9 protein-coding genes are annotated in these 17,122 nt (G+C 46.2%); 3 read left to right on the forward strand and 6 right to left on the reverse strand.

Features of this window, described 5'->3' with window-relative positions:
• The first annotated feature begins 7 nt into the window (after positions 1–7).
• Genes QNM18_RS24015 through dhbA form a run of 3 tightly spaced genes read left to right on the forward strand, consistent with a single transcriptional unit; the run spans position 8 to position 2,956 of the window.
• Positions 8–874 (forward strand): isochorismatase family protein, encoded by an 867-nt coding sequence (locus tag QNM18_RS24015; RefSeq protein WP_284138639.1) that lies wholly within the window; start codon positions 8–10, stop codon positions 872–874.
• Positions 874–2,181 (forward strand): condensation domain-containing protein, encoded by a 1,308-nt coding sequence (locus QNM18_RS24020; protein WP_284138640.1) that lies wholly within the window; start codon positions 874–876, stop codon positions 2,179–2,181. The genes QNM18_RS24015 and QNM18_RS24020 overlap by 1 nt, the downstream gene beginning before the upstream one ends.
• Before the next feature lie 10 nt (positions 2,182–2,191).
• The gene (gene dhbA / locus QNM18_RS24025; RefSeq protein WP_211012833.1) at positions 2,192–2,956 is read left to right on the forward strand and encodes a 2,3-dihydro-2,3-dihydroxybenzoate dehydrogenase; all 765 of its coding nucleotides are present in this window, start codon (positions 2,192–2,194) and stop codon (positions 2,954–2,956) included.
• Positions 2,957–3,149: 193 nt separating this feature from the next.
• Here dhbA and QNM18_RS24030 read toward each other — a convergent pair whose 3' ends face one another.
• The 6 genes from QNM18_RS24030 to QNM18_RS24055 form a co-directional block, all read right to left on the reverse strand.
• Entirely contained in the window at positions 3,150–5,237 is a 2,088-nt protein-coding gene (locus QNM18_RS24030; RefSeq protein ID WP_284138641.1) for a TonB-dependent siderophore receptor, read from the reverse strand.
• 203 nt (positions 5,238–5,440) lie between these two features.
• Positions 5,441–5,713 carry a hypothetical protein gene (locus tag QNM18_RS24035; protein ID WP_284138642.1) on the reverse strand — a complete coding sequence of 91 codons (273 nt, stop codon included), beginning with the start codon at positions 5,711–5,713 and terminating at the stop codon, positions 5,441–5,443.
• The gene (locus QNM18_RS24040) at positions 5,713–6,021 is read right to left on the reverse strand and encodes a hypothetical protein (RefSeq protein ID WP_284138643.1); all 309 of its coding nucleotides are present in this window, start codon (positions 6,019–6,021) and stop codon (positions 5,713–5,715) included. Before QNM18_RS24040 ends, QNM18_RS24035 begins: the two co-directional genes overlap by 1 nt.
• Entirely contained in the window at positions 6,005–7,537 is a 1,533-nt protein-coding gene (locus QNM18_RS24045; RefSeq protein ID WP_284138644.1) for a PepSY-associated TM helix domain-containing protein, read from the reverse strand. The genes QNM18_RS24040 and QNM18_RS24045 overlap by 17 nt, the downstream gene beginning before the upstream one ends.
• Positions 7,538–7,718: 181 nt before the next feature.
• Entirely contained in the window at positions 7,719–11,531 is a 3,813-nt protein-coding gene (locus tag QNM18_RS24050) for a non-ribosomal peptide synthetase (protein ID WP_284138645.1), read from the reverse strand.
• Positions 11,528–17,113, reverse strand: a complete 5,586-nt coding sequence (locus tag QNM18_RS24055; RefSeq protein ID WP_284138646.1) for a non-ribosomal peptide synthetase — start codon at positions 17,111–17,113, stop codon at positions 11,528–11,530. The genes QNM18_RS24050 and QNM18_RS24055 overlap by 4 nt, the downstream gene beginning before the upstream one ends.
• Between the last annotated feature and the right edge of the window lie 9 nt (positions 17,114–17,122).

Consider the following 17,122-nt stretch of genomic DNA (forward strand, 5'->3'; position numbering starts at 1 on the left):
GAAAACCATGAGCATTCCAAAGTTAAACCACTATCCGTTACCACGCGACGCTGAGCTGCCAGAAAACCGAGTTGATTGGCAGCTTGATTCAAACCGCGCCGCTTTGTTGATCCATGATGTACAACATTACTTTGTTGGTTTTTATGGCGAAGATAACCCGTTGATCAATTTAATGATCCAAAATATCCAAGCGCTAAAAGCTTACTGTTATGAACACAATATCCCTGTTTATTACACCGCACAGCCAATCAAACAAGGCAAACATGAACGCGGCCTGCTCTCTGATATGTGGGGTCCTGGATTACAAGATCCAGCACAACAGCCGATCGTTGACGCACTGGCGCCGACTGACAAAGATGTGGTTTTAACTAAGTGGCGCTATAGTGCATTTCAAAAGTGCGATTTCGAGCAACAGCTTCGTGAACAACAGCGAGATCAGCTGGTGATTGTTGGGATCTATGGTCATATCGGCGTGATGACCACTGCAGTCGATGCCTTTATGCGTGACATAGAACCATTTTTGGTCGCCGATGCCATTGCGGACTTTAGCAAAGAAGAGCATATGATGGCGCTCAACTTTGTTGCCAAACGCTGTGGTAAAGTAGTTTCAATGTCAGAGATCCTTGGCACACAAACTCAAGATCTAACCTCTTTTGCAGGGCTCAAGGCACACATATTGACGCTGATCGAGTGTGAAGAGGAGGAGTTTGACGAACACGAAAGCTTGATCGATTACGGCTTAGATTCTGTCCAAGTGATGAACTTGATCTCCCTCTGGCAACAGCAAGGGATCGAAACCAACTTTATCGAGCTAGCTCAGATCCCGACGCTTGCAGCTTGGGTAGAATTACTTGAAGAGCGTAAGGAAGACTAATGACTCTGCCACTAACTGATTCGCAGCACGCCATGTGGTTGCTGCATACCATCAGTGGTCGAGGTGAGCTATTCAATGTTGCCGAGTGCCTAGAATTTAAAGGTAAAATTTCGGCAAGTTGGCTGCAACAATCGTTGCAGCACGTATGGCAGGCAAGCGATATGCTTGCTTGTCGCTTTATCAGCGATGACAACTATACTCCTAAGCTCCATACCGACAGCACTGTTGTAAAAATTCTTGTTCAAGATCTCGAGCAAGATCCAGAAAATGTACTGGCGTTTGCACAAAACTTTGCCAAACCCTATTTAACAAAACCATTTGATTTCAATACAGAAGCACTCATGAAGTTGTTTCTGCTTCGTGGCCCAGAACAAGATTACCTCGTCATTGTCGCTCATCACCTATTATTAGATGGCTATGGGTTTGGTTTGTTCTCGCAATCACTCAACCGCTGTTACAACGCCTTAAGTAAAGGCAAATCGTTACCTAAATTACGCTTTACACAGCAACAGCAGCTCCTTGAATTGCATCAAAGCGACGACTACCTTGCACAGCAGAAAAAAGCACAAACCACATTAAATCAATGGCTTGATGATATACCTAAGGCCCTCACCTACAGCACTTCCAAAGCCGATGTCTCTGAGCCAAATCACCGCCTCACCACGACTTTTTCGCAGTCAGTGTGGCACACCGTTCAATCTGCCGCCCAAGTAACGCACACCACCAGCAGTGAGATTTTACTCGCCGCCATTGCTGCAACCTTGGTTGCACAGCATCAGCAATACCATGTGACGCTCGGATTGGTCATGATGAATCGCCAAGCAATGCCCGAACTAAACAGTCCCTGCGTGCAAAGCAATGTGTTGCCTCTACCGCTGCAATTGGATGAGGATGCTGACTTAAGCACGGTAGCTATACACATTAACCAACAGATCAAAGCATTGAAGCAAGTGCAAAGCTATCGGGTTGAATCACTCAAGCGCGACCGTCAGAAGCAAGGTAAGTCCCTATCGATCATCGGACCCACGATTAACTTATTGCCTTTCGCCAGCAGCCCAAAATATGCAGGGGTTGAAACGCGCAGCCATATTTTAAGCGCAGGCACCACCGATGACATTATGTTGCAAATTCACCTCCTTGGCGATGCGCCCGCTACCATTGACTTTGACAGCAATACCGCGCGTTATGACAAAGCGGCAGTGGACTCAATTCAAGGGCGCATTTTTAGTGCCGCACAATTGTGGGCAACGCAGCCTAAATTATCTCTAAAATCGCTCTGCGAGCAACTTTGTCAGAACACGCTATAAGGCGCTATTTATGGATTATCAACAGTCATTATCCCGTGAATATGATCAGCAAATCGTCTGGGTAACAGGTGCAGGGCAAGGCATTGGATTGGCAGTCGCAGAACAATTTGCAGCCTTGGGGGCAAAAGTGATTGGCTTTGACCGCCAATTTACCGATACCAGCATGCTCTATAAGCACGTCGTGTGTGATTTATCACACCCTGAGCAACTCATGCCAGTACTTAACGAGCTGATCCAACATGGGCTTGCACCCTATAACCTAATCTACGTCGCCGGCGTATTGGAAATGGGGGAACTAGATACACTCGACTTCCAGCAGTGGCAACATTGCCACAACGTCAATGCAGCCAGTCTGTTTGTATTTATTCAGCAGTGCGGTGCACACTTCAAGCAAGTTGGTCGCGGCAGCCTAGTCACGGTTGGCTCCAATGCAGCCAGTACACCACGTCAGCAAATGGCCGCCTACTGCGCTTCTAAAGCCGCAGCAACGCAGCTTACGCTCACCGCAGGAATTGAGTGGGCAAATTACGGTATCCGCTGTAACGTCATCGCGCCCGGCTCTACTTTGACTCCGATGCAAACTGGCATGTGGCAAGATGATCAAGGTGCACAGCGCGTGATAGACGGATTTTCAGAGCAATATAAATTGGGGATTCCACTGAGAAAGATTGCCACCCCAGAGGAGGTCGCCAGCAGTGTCGTATTCCTCGCCTCTAACGTATCTTCGCACACCACAATGCAGGTTCTTACCATTGATGGTGGCGCCACTTTTTGACCACACTAACCAAAGCCACCTCCCCTTAGCGGGTGGCTTTTTTCTCATTTATCTTGCTAACTAGCTTTAATCTCTAATTACGCTCAAAACACTTTGCATCAGGCTTCTGTAGTCCACAAAAAAGCCCCACATTTATGAGGCTTTGTGCTGCGAATATACACATAAAGTGCCCGAGAGCACTTCATATCGCGTATTAGAACGTATAAGTCACTTGCGCAGAGAAATTGCGAGGGTCGCCTGGGCGAACTGAAATAAAGGCAATTTTCGCATCGTATTCTTTGTCAAACAGGTTATGAATATTGAATTTAGCACTCAATGATTCATTAAACTCATAATAGGCCGAGAAGCCAGCCAGAACATGCGAATCTACCGGTACGTATTCGTACGGACCTAAACCAATAAAGCCCTCACGCTCACCAGCATAATTGATGTAGCCACCTACTCTCAGATTATCAAACTCATAAAAAGTACTGAAACTTGCGATTTTGTCAGGTACGACACGTGATACACGACCCGCTAGTTCATTCGGATTCGTTACATCGGTGTCAGAGAATGATAAAGATGCGAACCACTGATCAGTAACATAGCCAGACACTTCAACTTCATAACCTTCAGATTCAATGCCACTTTGACCAATATAGTACACATTGCCATCAGAGTGCTTGCCAGCAACAACACCATAATTTTCTTGAGTAATATTGAAATAAGCTAAATCCAAGCTCAACGTATTATCAGTATTAGAATATCTAAAGCCTATTTCTTTGTTCTCACCTCTGAGCGGATCTAACAAAGCACCTTCTTTATTATACTGTTGAGGTTGGTCAAAAATATCTGTATAGCTTGCATAAACAACTGTTTGCTCGTTTATCTTATATACACCGCCATAGTATAAGCTTGTATCAGAGAACGTTTCGTCTGTAACTGTACCGTTATTAGAACTGTATGAATCAATATCTTTGCGATTTGCACCCAACAGCATGTTGAAGTTATCTAGCAATTGAAGATTAAGTGCAACACGCGCGCTTTGTGAACCAATCTCAGCGCTGCGCACTTGCGGCTGTGCATAGTTATAATCAGGCTTTGCCGGTTTTGGCTCTGGCGATTCACTTCTATGCTCAGCGGCTAAATTTCCAGTCACTCTAGAAAGCGGTCTGAACGTATGACCCAATTCTTCAAAGTTGGTATCCGCTAGGGTAAAGTTAACTGTATGAGTTTGGCCAAATAAATCAAACTGACCATTCACACCAAGCTCTGCACGGTCTGTTTCAAAATCAGAATCAGTTTCGTAGGTAAATAGTGCATAATCACCAGTAGGAGCTGGGTGCCAATCTAGGCCAGCGTACACTTTCTGTTCATCGAGATTTGAATGGTGCAACTTAGCCACGACAGACCAATCATCATTTACTTCATATCGCAGTTCACCCGTTAGGTTTTCTTGTGTTGAGTCTTGGGTGCCCCAATCAGGGTAAATGTTGGCTTCAATACCAATTTGAATAGGGTCGCCATTAGCAAATTGCAGTGGCAAACCATCTGATTTAGCACTTTGACCATCATCTTGATAACTTGCAAAAACAGATATTTGTAACGCATCGGTGATATCTGCACTTAGTGTTGTATAGAAGGTCTTGCGGTCGGCATTGTAGCGTTCAACAAATGAGTCCGTATCTTCTAATGCAACAACGGCACGCGCACGCACTGAGCCACTGTCAGTCAATGTGGTATTAAAATCCGCCTCAGTTCGCATCTTATCCCATGAACCATACTCTGCTGTAACATAACCACCGGTGCCATTATATGCACGCTTTTGAACTAGGTTAACAGTACCAGAAGGTTGACCAACTTCTTGTAGCATACCTGTTGAACCGCGGATCACTTCCACCGTTTCAAATATACTGGTATCTAACAGAGTTGCTTGTAGAGGACGAGCAGCAGTGCCCATACCATCGATCAAGAAGCGATTCATTTCGAAACCACGAGCGAAGACAAAGCGCTCACGGCTATCTAATGACGTCTCTGAGTATACACCGGCACTGTGAGTAAGAGCGTCGCCAATAGAGTTAATATCATGAAAATCCATGAACTCACGGTCAATCACGGAGATTGACTGCGGCGTATCGCCGATTGCAAGTGGCAGTCCAGTTGCCCCTACATCGCGGTGGTGTTTACCAACCACCTCAATTCGTTCCATATCTAATTTAGCATCGTCTGCTAATACTACTGAAGAACTACTTGCTAGTAGTCCAATACACACCGCTTTTGCAATCATAGAATATTGCTTCATACGCCGTTTGACTCCCTTATCCTAGTCGAGATAAAAAATGCTGATTTACTCAAGGGCAGACGAAGCAATACTAAAAAAATTTAGCGAGTTTGTGTCATTTATTATAACAAAAATACCGTTCACACAATAAGTGCATAAATATCAATTATTTACAGTTTTTAAATATTTATGACAATATTTATATTGCTGATATTTATCAGAATTTAGCGAACTAAGTTTATGCTAAATAATAAAATAAACAGCCCAACCATGGGCGTTAAATACTTGGCAGTAAGCAGACAGATAGCCCTGTAATTAGCTTGCATTGAAAAGTGAAAAGCCACACCTGCAATCACGATAATGCTCATTAGTTCAGTGACCGTGATCACGGTATGAAAATCCAAACCAAATAAATCTAGGCTCAACCATATCCCGCCGCGTACCAGTAGCCAGCCAACACATAGTCCAAATAAAACAGCAACATTTAATACTCGCATCACATTACTCCACCAAAAGCAGCTAAAATGAGTAATATCAGTATTGGAGCTGTACCGCGGTGATGGCCCGCCATTACCACTAAAGGCAAACCAATGCTCAATGCAAAAAACACCAAAAATAGTGCAGCGAACAGACCTAATTCAACGTAATAAAAAACACCCAGCGCAATGACACTCATTGTTAACATACGCGAAGGCCCTACATAGTCAGAAATCTGTACAATTCCGGCTATTTTGCCATAAGGCCAATACTTAGAATTCGCAAACAGCACCAACCCTATCAGTAAAAAACTAAGCAAGGCGATCATTAGCAGGCTCCAAGTCAATTGTGCGTTTTTTCACTTTGTCTGTGACTCGCACCACAATCGTTGCTAATCCAAAGCTCAAACCAGACAGCGCAATAAATGCGATATTCGCGGTGAGTAAATCTTTATGAACAAAGCTATAAATCTCGTGCCCTAGCAGCAGGCGTATCACATCAATACAAGGTAAGATTAAAAACAACACACCGGCTATCTGTAATACCATATGGGCAGACTCTTTTGCCTGCTTAAAGTAACACGTCAATAAACCGCAGCCGAGCAAGCTGACAATCACAATCAACTGATTTGCCAGCACAGTTAACGGCTCGCCTTGGCTAAATAGTCGAGTACAAACCAAGAGTAATGCAATTGCTAGTAATGCACCGCAGGTCCCTGCTTCTAGGCAAGCGCGCTGTAATCGAAATAAACCTTGTCCAGCACGTTTGGGCTCTCTAATGGCCAACCAGTACAAATTACCAATTAGCATGGCTGCAATCGCCATCAAAGACAGAATGAAATACAGCAAGTGTGAGGACTTGCCGAGTAAATGTCCCTCATGCAACTGAATCATGATGTTATAGACATCATTGACAGGTGATCGATATGGTTCATAAAGTAAGTTGCCATGCACATCATAAAAGGCAGTGACAAACTCAAAACTGCGATCTGATTCGCCGCTAACACGCAATCGGATCCAAGGACCAGAGTAAATATCAAAGCGTGCAATCCGCATATCAGGATATGCCTGTTGATAGTCAGAGATCACTTGATTGATACGCTCTGCGCTCAGTTTAGCATCCATATCATAATTGTCCGGTTTACGTGGAAAGCCCAATTCATCCCAATAGTTTTCACCGCTTTTATCAGCATATTTATGATATATCGGCGCATTTATCTCATAACCGACATTAAATAAGGCGCTGCTCCATCCGTACATCAACATAAACAGCAGCACACCCAGGCCTAATAACACATGGCTGTCTTTAAACACATCGCGAGATTTCCCATTGGCGCGATATTGATGAAACTTCTTTACCAAATCACGCCAGCGGATCCAAATGCCGCTAATGGTTACCATAATCAAGAAAATACAGGCTAACGCTATGATATCTGTGCCAATATGCGTCATAAAATTAATATGCCAAAAATACAGAAAATCTGCCGCAGCTTGCTGTTGCGCACTGTCTTGACCAAAAAGCTGTTGAGTTTGATTGTTATAGAGCAGACGATCGTCGTGGCCAATGTAAATTTGAAATAAGTGATGGTGCTGAGGGTCGGTTGTTAAGGTAATCCGTTGCTCGGCAAAACTGGGAATTTTTGCCACCATATCAGTGACTGCGCTTTGCCAAGACATATCACGCTCAACGTGTTGATCTTGATGCCATGCAAATTGCCAGTTTAACAATTGCCCTCGGAAAAAAAGTAAGCTACCACAGACAAAAATAATAGTGAGAATACAGGCGCTGATTGCCCCTAAAACGGAATGCTGTTTGGTTAGCCGGGTTAGCGTTTTTTTATCCATAAACTCCCTCCTGTTTATTTCAGGCTGTCCACTTAAATTCGGTTTTTGACAGCCAAAACCACACCATCAGGCAGGACGAGAAGCGTTGATAAAAATTTAGAAAAATAAGACAAAAAGCATTAAAAGGGGCGTTTGTTACCCAAACGCCCCTATAAACCAGCCTATTTTTCGACGGATAGCGTTAGCTAATTTGAGTAGCAACCGCATTAAATAACTGCGGATGACGCACCACTTCTTGGTGTCCAACATCGAGCTGTTCAACCACCATTGACGCGCCATGGCTCGCCAATTGCGCACTGTAACCATCAATGTCACTGGCCAAACGCTCTGCAGACCACAAGACATGAGTTGGCAATGTTTCTGGCAGTTTTGGTAAAGTGCACTTCACAGCACGCAATGCCTTTAAACGCTCACTCTTGGTAAAGGTATCCGCCAATTGCTGTGCGGAGATCGCATTGTAAGGCAGCGGCAACTCGTCAACAACAGATTGCCAAAATGCCTGCAAATGCGTGCTTAACGTACCACTGTCCAGCTCGTTATCAGCAAGTAGCGGCGCAAAATAACTGTCTATGCGCTTTGTCCATGTCTCACCGCCGTTATCAACCACCAGCGTTAAAAATTCGCTGACCGCATCTAACTGAGAGAGGTTGCGTGTTTGTGCGGTTGGGATCCACGAATCAGCCAAGTACAATTGCGTGACATGCTGTCCAGCTGCATCCAACAAGGTTGCCACTTTTGCTGCTAGTAAGCCGCCCATAGACCAGCCCAACAACTCGATATGCTGCCCAGCAAATTGCGCGATGATTTTGTCCGCGTAACTTTGAGCCAACGCATCAAAGTCATCCACTGCAAGATCAGCATTATTTGGCTCAAGGGCAAATAAGTTGACCTGCTCATTCAACTGCTCTGACAGAGCGCGATAACTCAGGGTCAATCCCAAGCCATCATGGCAGCAAATAACCTGACGATTACCCGCTTTATGGCTATTCAATGGTATGATCTGCTCAGCTGCCTCTGTGCTGAGTACGTCCGCCAATTTAGCAACGCTCGGTGCTTGGAATAAAGTCCCTAAATCAAAGTGCAGCTCCGAGGCCTCTCTATCCGCCCAGCGCTTAACCAGTTTGATCGCCGCAATAGAGTGTCCACCTAATTGGAAAAACGAGGCGCTGCGGCTGACTTTATCCAGCTCCAGTACTTGTGCAAAGACTGCTGCGAGTTTTTCTTCCAACTCCCCTTGCGGCGCTTCATAGGCCAATGTCTGACTCGAGAATGAAGGCAGAGCCTTGCGATCAACTTTGCCGTTACCCAACCGTGGCCACTGTGCCACCACCATAAATGCCGATGGGATCATCGCGTCTGGCAAATCCCGCGACAACGCATTTTGCAGCGCTTGCGTCGCTTCACTATCCAGTGCCCCATCCGCATAATGATTAGCAATGAGGTAGGCATTTAAGCTCACCTGTCCATCCACTTTATCAGCAACCACAAGCGCATGGTCAATGCCCTCTAATTGCTCAATACACGCCGCAACTTCACCCAGCTCAATCCTAAAACCACGTACTTTTACTTGGTCATCTTTACGCCCTAGAATCATCACCGCGTTGTCAGGCATGTAACGAGCGAGATCGCCTGTAGCGTAAACGCGTTGATGAAATTCACTGTGTACCGTAAAAGCTGGGTGCTCTGGCTGACCCAAATACCCTTCACTCAATTGCGCTCCCGCAATAAATAGCTCGCCCACTTCACCATAACTACATAGCTGTCCCACTTGATTGAGCACATACGTATTCGTGCCAGCAAAGACCTTACTGAGCTTAGCCACACCACCATCACCTGCCACATAGCGATGACACATCACCCCAATGGTAGCTTCACTTGGCCCATAGTGATTATAAATTTCACTGTGCGGCGCCCACTGCTGTAGTGAACGCAAGAAGGTGTTTGGACACGCTTCACCACCAAGTATAATTTTTTGCGGGAAATAAGGCAGCGCTTTTAAGTCGCACAGAGCCTGTAGATGAGAAGGCACAATTTTAATACAGTCAATCTGATACTCTGATAAAAACGCCTCAAACGCAGTGCTGTCCATACTTTGCTTTTCACTGGCAATGTATAGTCGCTTACCGAGATATAAGGCATTAAATAAGCAGGTATAACCCAAGTCTGCCGCCACAGTCGCTGTCAGCGCAAAATTATTTTGCTCAGACAAATCGAGAGCGTCACACGAAGCCGCACAATACGCACTCAGCTGTTGCTGGCCGATACGTACGCCCTTTGGTGTGCCCGTCGAGCCAGAGGTGAAAATACTGTAGGCCAGACTGGTTTCCAGTGACGCCAGTGGTGGTAACTCTGCATTACTCTCTACCTGCAATGTCGCCAATGTCACACCAAATTGCGTTGATTGCGCTATCATGGTGGCATTATCAAACTGGGCGACGACCTTATCGACACGCGCCTGCGGCCAGCCTGGATCTAATGGCACAAAGCCAAAGCCTGCACGCATACTGGCGAGCATCGCCACGATTAGGTCAGTACTTCTTGGTAAAAATAATAATACCGGCTGCGTTGAATCAGGCTGTCTGGCCATAAGCCCCTTTGCAGTGAGTTCAACTTGTTGCCATAGCTGGCCATAAGTGAGTGTGCTGTTTACATCAGTAAGTGCCACAGTGTCAGCGTTGGTATTGGCAAAGCCCGCAACACGCTTGACCACCGTTTCGGCAGGTGTTGCTAATTGAGCACCATTGATGGCCAATAGCTGTGATTTATGTACGTCACTTAAAATGCTGATATCAGAAGATTGGGTATGAACCTCTGCTGATTGAATAACACGCAACACCTGAGCCAGCTGCCCAAGCAAACTACTCACCGCAGCAGCAGAAAAACTGTTTTGGCAGTAATTTAATGTCAAAGCGCCTTGTTGAGAAACGGCCAAGTTTAGTGCTTGGTGCTGATTCGCCTGCCAATCAGGCTGCGCGCTGCGCAGTGGAATTACTGCGTCTGTTGCATTGATTGTGGTATTGAGCTGTGCCAAAGAAATGCTTTGCGCCACCTGACGATGATTTTCACACTGCTCGTTTAACGCTCCTAACCAGCTGTGCAAGCTCTGTTCTGGCTGATATTCCACAATGAGCGGTAAGCTTTTCGCATATCGGCCCAAAGCTCCTTCAAATGCCTCGTCTTCAAGACGTGGATCATAATGCAGTGTAGTCAAAAAGCGTGGTGTTGTTGCTAAGCGCGCCATCAACCACCACCATGCATATTGTGCAATGTTCTGCGCTGAAGTATCTAATGTACCGGCAAACTGCGAGACACCCTGCCACAGTGCAGCATCAATATCATAGTGAATTTGCGTATGGCTGCGTTCACCTTCACTGACCGTGCCCATATTATAGGGCAGTTGCAATGGTGTCGGGATATCACCCGTTAAATAATTTTGCCAGTATACTTGGCCCGCTAAACCATCTTCATCATGCAACATCTCTTGCTGCCAGGCGACAAAATCAGGAAATTGCAATGCCTCTTCATCATCTGGCTGACCACTAATGATGGTGGCAATGATTTCCAATGATGGTAAATCCAAAGCACCAGCAAAACCACGCAGCGCCAAATAGCTCTGCTCTGGGGTATGGATGCGAGTCAGATGAAGATTGCAGCCTGCATTAGGCGCAATTTCAACTGGAGAGATCATCGCCAGTTGAGCCAAACTCGGTGCATCGGCCTTTGTCCACTCAGCACTATCCACCTTTATTCTGGCGTCACGGCTTGGTACGGCACGCAGTCCTTTAAAACCTTCGACCTGCTGATAGTTTGAAGCCAAACTAAGATGAGATTGCACTAGTTCGTCGCCGCAACGCTGGATCTCTTGCAAACTCGCTGAGCAAGGCACTAATAACTGCACCAATGTTGACGTGTTTTCGCCCTCTGCCACAAAGCTCTGCTGGTTTGCAGTCAGTACGACACCTTGTTGATATTCTTCGATGTACTCTGTGATCATGCTAAACACTCCTGCTCTGCTTGTGCTGTATTCGCTTCAGCTAATTGTTGTTGAGATACCATATCACCCATAGCAACAACGATTTTTCTCGGCTCTTCATAAGGGTCACGAGCATGGGCTGCTAACATGTTATCGAGCATCACCACGTCGCCTTTTTGCCAAGCGAAGCGAACCGCACAGCGCTCATAGGCTTCGCCAATAAGAGTCATTTCTTCATAGCTGATAGGTGAGCCATCTCCAAAGAACACATTGCGCGGTAAATATTCGTGGCCAACCATCTCTATCAGGTCCTTGCGCACGCTTTCTTCTAAGCAAGATTCATGGTGTAACTGTACCTGGTTAAAGAAAGAGTCTTCGCCCGTGAGGTGGTGTTTAATCACACCATGGGTTTTAGTGCGAGTTTGCAAGCCACCATTATCTAGCCAACGGAATTCGGTATTGCTGGCGGTCAGTCGTGCTTCAACTTCCGCTTTGTCGTCAGTTTTGTAAAAATCCTGCCAAGCGACATCAAGATTCGGAATAAAGTTACGAACATAAAGTAGTTCTTTTTCTTTAATTTTTTCCACCAGCTCTTGCGGTAACTCTTTGAGCATACGACGGCAATCCACAATCGGCGTCGCTCCGCCAACCACGGATGGCAACTCACAGAAGAACCATTGCTTGCGCGGCCACTTATCTAAGTGAGAGCTCTCATTGTGATACAAAATCATTTGGCGCTCTGGGTAAGGCGTCGACTTATATGTTTTCTTACCACCTTCTTTTTTCGGCAAGTCGCCATATTGGCCATATAGCCCCGGCTGAATCGCATCGGCAAATGACTCAAACTCTTGCGGTGATTGCAGCGCGAAGTTTCTAAAAATAATGCCGCCGTACTGCTTTAAATAACTGTCGATTACATCACGGTTATTACTTGCCCAGTTGATTGGGTCAAGGTCAGGGGACGTCGGCTCTACGAGAATGGGAAACTGCTCAGTGTCTGGTAAAAAATACGTTTTTATCGGCGCAGCAGGTGCCTTTGCACGTTTTTTAAGACCTTTCTTTAATCCTGAAAATGAATTTCCGCGGGCGGCTTTTTGCATAGTTTTAAATTCCTGAATCATTGGCGAAATTACATTGCGAACAGGCTGTTCGCTCATCTCCATGAGTTGCAATACGCATTGCTGCCAACGCCCCAACCATTGCTGCATACTCTCTGGGTTGTAAAGTTGTTTTCTAAACACCCACTGGCATTGCAACTCATCCGCCTCAATGACGAAAAGCGCACTGTCAAATTTACTGCTAATCGCACTGAGACTGTCGGCAGGTTCAAGGCTAATTTCATCCATCATCCACTGCTGTTGTGGCGTGTTTTGCATGACAAATAACTGCTGTACGAGTGGTTGAATATTGTTCACCCTAGGGGTATCCAATAACTCGGTCAATGACTCCAAACCAAGTGCTTGATGGGCCATCACCTGCAGCGACAACTCTTGAGTTTGTTTAATAAAATCAATAATTAAAGCATTTTCATCAAGCTGACTGCGCTGTGGTAATACTCGTACAAAAAAACCAATCAAGGCCTCAAGCGCCGGGTTATCACGCCCAGCAAAGTCACTGCCAACCACCACATCTGGCTGATCGTTTATGGCATGTAAGAACAAGAAATAACCGGATAACAGCAAGGCATTCAGTGATATTCGCTGCTCATTGGCAAACGCTTTTAAGCGCTTAGTTTGATCTGCATCAAATGCGCCAACCACCAAACCCCCTTCATTACTTAACTGCGCAGGGCGCGGGTAGTGGTTTGGCAATGCACTATTTTCAGGTGCCGCTGCTAAATGGTCACGCCAATAGGCTCTAAGCGCCTCCCCTGATTCACCGCTGAGCAGCGTTTGCTGCCAGTTGGCATAATCCACATAATCGAACTGTAATGGCGACCAACTTGGTGGCTGCTGGCTAGCCAGTGCCTGATATGCCGTTGCCAAGTCACCAATTAATACGCTCATCGACCAACCATCGGAGATAATATGATGGGTGCTGACCGACAGTTGATACTCTCTCTCATCGAGCTGAGTAAGCATGGCGCGCAACAGCGGCGCCTCAGTTAAATCAAACGGCTGATTTTCAAATTCGCGCTGCAATTGCTGGCTTTGCGCCGTGCGCTCGCCTTCATTTAAATGCGTCAGTACCGTCACAGTCAGTTTAAAATCAAGGTGATCACAGACTTGTATACTGGCTTCACCCAAATGCTCAACAAAGCGCATGCGCAAAGAGGCATGGCGCGCTATCACTAGGTCAAAGGCTTGCTGTAGTAGGTTAATATCTAATGCACCACGCAGTGTGACAGCACCCGAGATATTAAACGCGTGTTTGTCTTGCTCTTTTACTAGTTGATCAGATAGCCACAAGCTCAACTGCGCTGGTGCTAATTCATAACTAGGCTGGGTAGCAACTTTGACCAGTTGAGGTAGCTGAGTATTGTCTGCTTTGTTTAACAACGCGGCTAAAGCAGCCACATTTGGCGCATCAAACACATCTTTTACTGCACAGTTGCACTCTAGGGTCTCACTGATGCGGCTGGCCAATTGCAGTGCGCTAATTGAGTCACCACCTAAAGTGAAAAAGTCATCCTCACGGCCAATCGGCGACGTCTTGAGGACTGTTTGCCAAATGTCGACCAATTGCTGCTCTTGCTCATTCTCAGGCTCAACATAGCCTGCAATTTGGCCATCTTGTGCTTTTGGCAAAGCATGCCTATCAATTTTGCCTGAGTTATTAAGTGGTAATTTATCCAAGACCATGATGACACTTGGCACCATGTAGTGTGGCAACTGCTCTGCTAACTGTGCTTGTAGTGTATTGCTTTCAAGTCCATTCCCTGCCACATAGGCCACCAAACGCGTCCCTGTTGGTAACTCTTCTGCTACCACCACGGCTTCCGCCACAGCTGACTGTTGGTAAAGGTGCGCTTCAATCTCCCCTAACTCAATTCTAAAACCACGAATTTTCACCTGATGATCGGTGCGTCCTAAATATTCCAATTGGCCTGCGCAGTTGTATTTTACTAAGTCCCCAGTGCGATATATACGACTGCCAGCATGGCAAAATGGATTAGCAATAAAACGCTCAGCACTGAGTTCAGGGCGGTTTAAATAACCACGAGCAAGGCCGTCACCCGCAATGTACAACTCACCTGCTACACCATCTGGCACTTGATTCAAAGCGCCATCTAACACATAAAATTGATTAGCACGTACCGTTTGGCCAAGGTGAATATGAGGACCCTCAACCTGCTGGCAAGAAGACCAAATCGTGGTTTCCGTCGGTCCATACATGTTCCACAGAGTGACTTGTTTTTCGAGTAAATCGGCTGCCAGTTCCGCGGGAAGTGCTTCACCACCACATAGGCCTAGCACTGGTTTTTCGATTAAGTTCTGTGCAAGCAGTGCACGCCACCCAGCCGGAGTTGCTTGAATCACAGATACATCCGCCAAAATAGCGGTGCTAAGCTGGTTTTGCTGTTGAGCAATTAATACCTTCGCACCGACATACAACGGCAAATGTAATTCAAGACCTGAAATATCAAACGACAAAGACGTCAGTGCCAACACAGTGTCTTTGCGCTGTAAAGCAAACTTCTCCTGCATTGCCGCTAAAAAGTTGCTGAGGTTTTGATGGCTAATAGCCACCCCTTTTGGTGTACCGGTCGACCCCGAGGTATAAATCACATACGCCAATTGCGCGGGGTGAATAGTGATAGCCGGGGCTTTATCAGCATAACCTTGCAAAGATAAAGTCGCTGTATTGCGCTGATCAACCTCTGTTTCCAAGGGTATTGCGAGGTTGTGCAGCACCAACTGCGTACCACTGTGCAAGAGGATATAGTCAATACGTGATTGCGGTAACTTGGGGTCTACAGGGACATAAGCGCCACCAGCACGTAATACAGCCAACATGGCCACCAGCATATCCACATCTCGTTCATACATCAGCGCGACTTTTTGCTCGCTTTGCAAGCCCTCAGCCAACAGATAATTAGCCAATTGCGCACTGCGTGTATCAAGCTGGGCATATGTCAATGAAGTGCCTTGCAAATCAGATACTGCAATGTGGTTTTGATGTGTGGCAAAGTTCTGCACTAACAAAGACATGTAATCTGCGGCTGGCGCAACTGGTGCAGCTTTTAATGGCACCGATTCTACGGCCACATTCCCAAGCGCGGCATCTGGCAAACTGATCAGCTTGGAGGTAAATGCAATAAAGGATGCCAACAAGCGCTCCAGCACTTGCATATCATAGTATTTTGGATCGCCTTCAAATTGGATCAATAAGCTATCGGCTTGCTCAATGACTTCTAATGAGAGCGGGAACTTGGCTTCAAACTTATCAACCACAATGGGCGTCAGTGGCAGTGGCAGTGGCATTGGGCCATCACTGCTGGGCTTGTACTCTGAAAAGTTGTACATGGCTTGGAAGTGACTTTGCTCACCCGTTTGCTGCCAGCCAAGCTCTCTAGCCAGCCATTCGTATGGGATAAGCTGATGCTCAATCACAGTCAGAGTATGCTGTTGTACAGCTCGAGCAACCTCCACCAAGGTACGCTCGGGCAGCGCCTCACTTTTATACAGCTGCGTATTAACAAAAAAGCCAACAATTTCGCTAATATCTGGATGATTTCTGGCAGCTGTAGGCACACCCAATAAAAACTGCTGTGCGTCGCTAAAGCGCGACAACACTATCTGATACAGCGCCATGGTTAACGATGAAACTGTCAGGTTATGTTGCTGAGAAAGCTGTCTTAGTGCACGGGTTTGCTCGGCAGATAATGGCGCTTTTGCCACCACAGCATAGCGCTCATCGCTCGCTTGCTCAGCTTTTGGTAGTGCAAGATGTTGAGGCTCAAAATTCACATAGTCTTGCCAATATGAACACGCTTGCTGTCCCATTTCAGACTCAAGGGCATTGCGCTGCCACTGGGCATAATCTAAATATCGCAACCCAGTTGGTGATAGTGGCTCACCAAAATAGGCCCGCACTAAATCTCGTAAAATTAAATTCAATGACCATCCATCACTGGCAATATGATGGTTATCTAACAATAAAATCCCGCCTTTGCCGTACGCTATCCAAGCGGCGCGCATTAATGGCGCACAACTCAAGTCAAACGGCTGAGCAAACCAATCCGTTACTATATTCGAGCCCAACACATCAGCCGCTGTGCACACCTGCAACGATGTATCTAACGTCAATATCGACAACGGCACCTGTGCATCTTCAACCAAATACTGTCTTGGTGTATTGTCATTGCTAAAGCGCGTTGCCAGCGCCTGATGGGTATTTACCAAAGCGTTCAGCGCTGCTTGTAGTTTGTCGATGTCCAAAGCCGTCTCAATGTAAAAGGCACGGGGGACATTGTATGAAATCGACTCCGGGGTTAATTGCTGTTGTAACCACAACCTTTGCTGTTGAAAAGATAAGTTGCCAAACGTGTCTGGGTGTTTTGGGATCTGGTTATCAATCTCTGGTTGCTCAGCAAACAGCTCACCAAGTAATTCAAGGTCCAGTTCATCTGCAAGCACATCAAGAATATCGTCGTTGTTCATGTGTATCTC

Origin of the sequence: Pseudoalteromonas obscura, from assembly GCF_030135505.1 — a bacterium.
GTDB lineage: Bacteria > Pseudomonadota > Gammaproteobacteria > Enterobacterales > Alteromonadaceae > Pseudoalteromonas > Pseudoalteromonas obscura.

Excerpts from the sequence above, each read along its gene's own strand:
- dhbA (WP_211012833.1), top strand. The coding sequence starts at position 2,192 with ATGGATTATCAACAGTCATTATCCCGTGAATATGATCAGCAAATCGTC.
- QNM18_RS24055 (WP_284138646.1), bottom strand. The coding sequence starts at position 17,113 with ATGAACAACGACGATATTCTTGATGTGCTTGCAGATGAACTGGACCTT.
- QNM18_RS24045 (WP_284138644.1), bottom strand. The coding sequence starts at position 7,537 with ATGGATAAAAAAACGCTAACCCGGCTAACCAAACAGCATTCCGTTTTA.
- QNM18_RS24035 (WP_284138642.1), bottom strand. The coding sequence starts at position 5,713 with ATGCGAGTATTAAATGTTGCTGTTTTATTTGGACTATGTGTTGGCTGG.
- QNM18_RS24020 (WP_284138640.1), top strand. The coding sequence starts at position 874 with ATGACTCTGCCACTAACTGATTCGCAGCACGCCATGTGGTTGCTGCAT.
- QNM18_RS24015 (WP_284138639.1), top strand. The coding sequence starts at position 8 with ATGAGCATTCCAAAGTTAAACCACTATCCGTTACCACGCGACGCTGAG.
- QNM18_RS24050 (WP_284138645.1), bottom strand. The coding sequence starts at position 11,531 with ATGATCACAGAGTACATCGAAGAATATCAACAAGGTGTCGTACTGACT.
- QNM18_RS24030 (WP_284138641.1), bottom strand. The coding sequence starts at position 5,237 with ATGAAGCAATATTCTATGATTGCAAAAGCGGTGTGTATTGGACTACTA.
- QNM18_RS24040 (WP_284138643.1), bottom strand. The coding sequence starts at position 6,021 with ATGATCGCCTTGCTTAGTTTTTTACTGATAGGGTTGGTGCTGTTTGCG.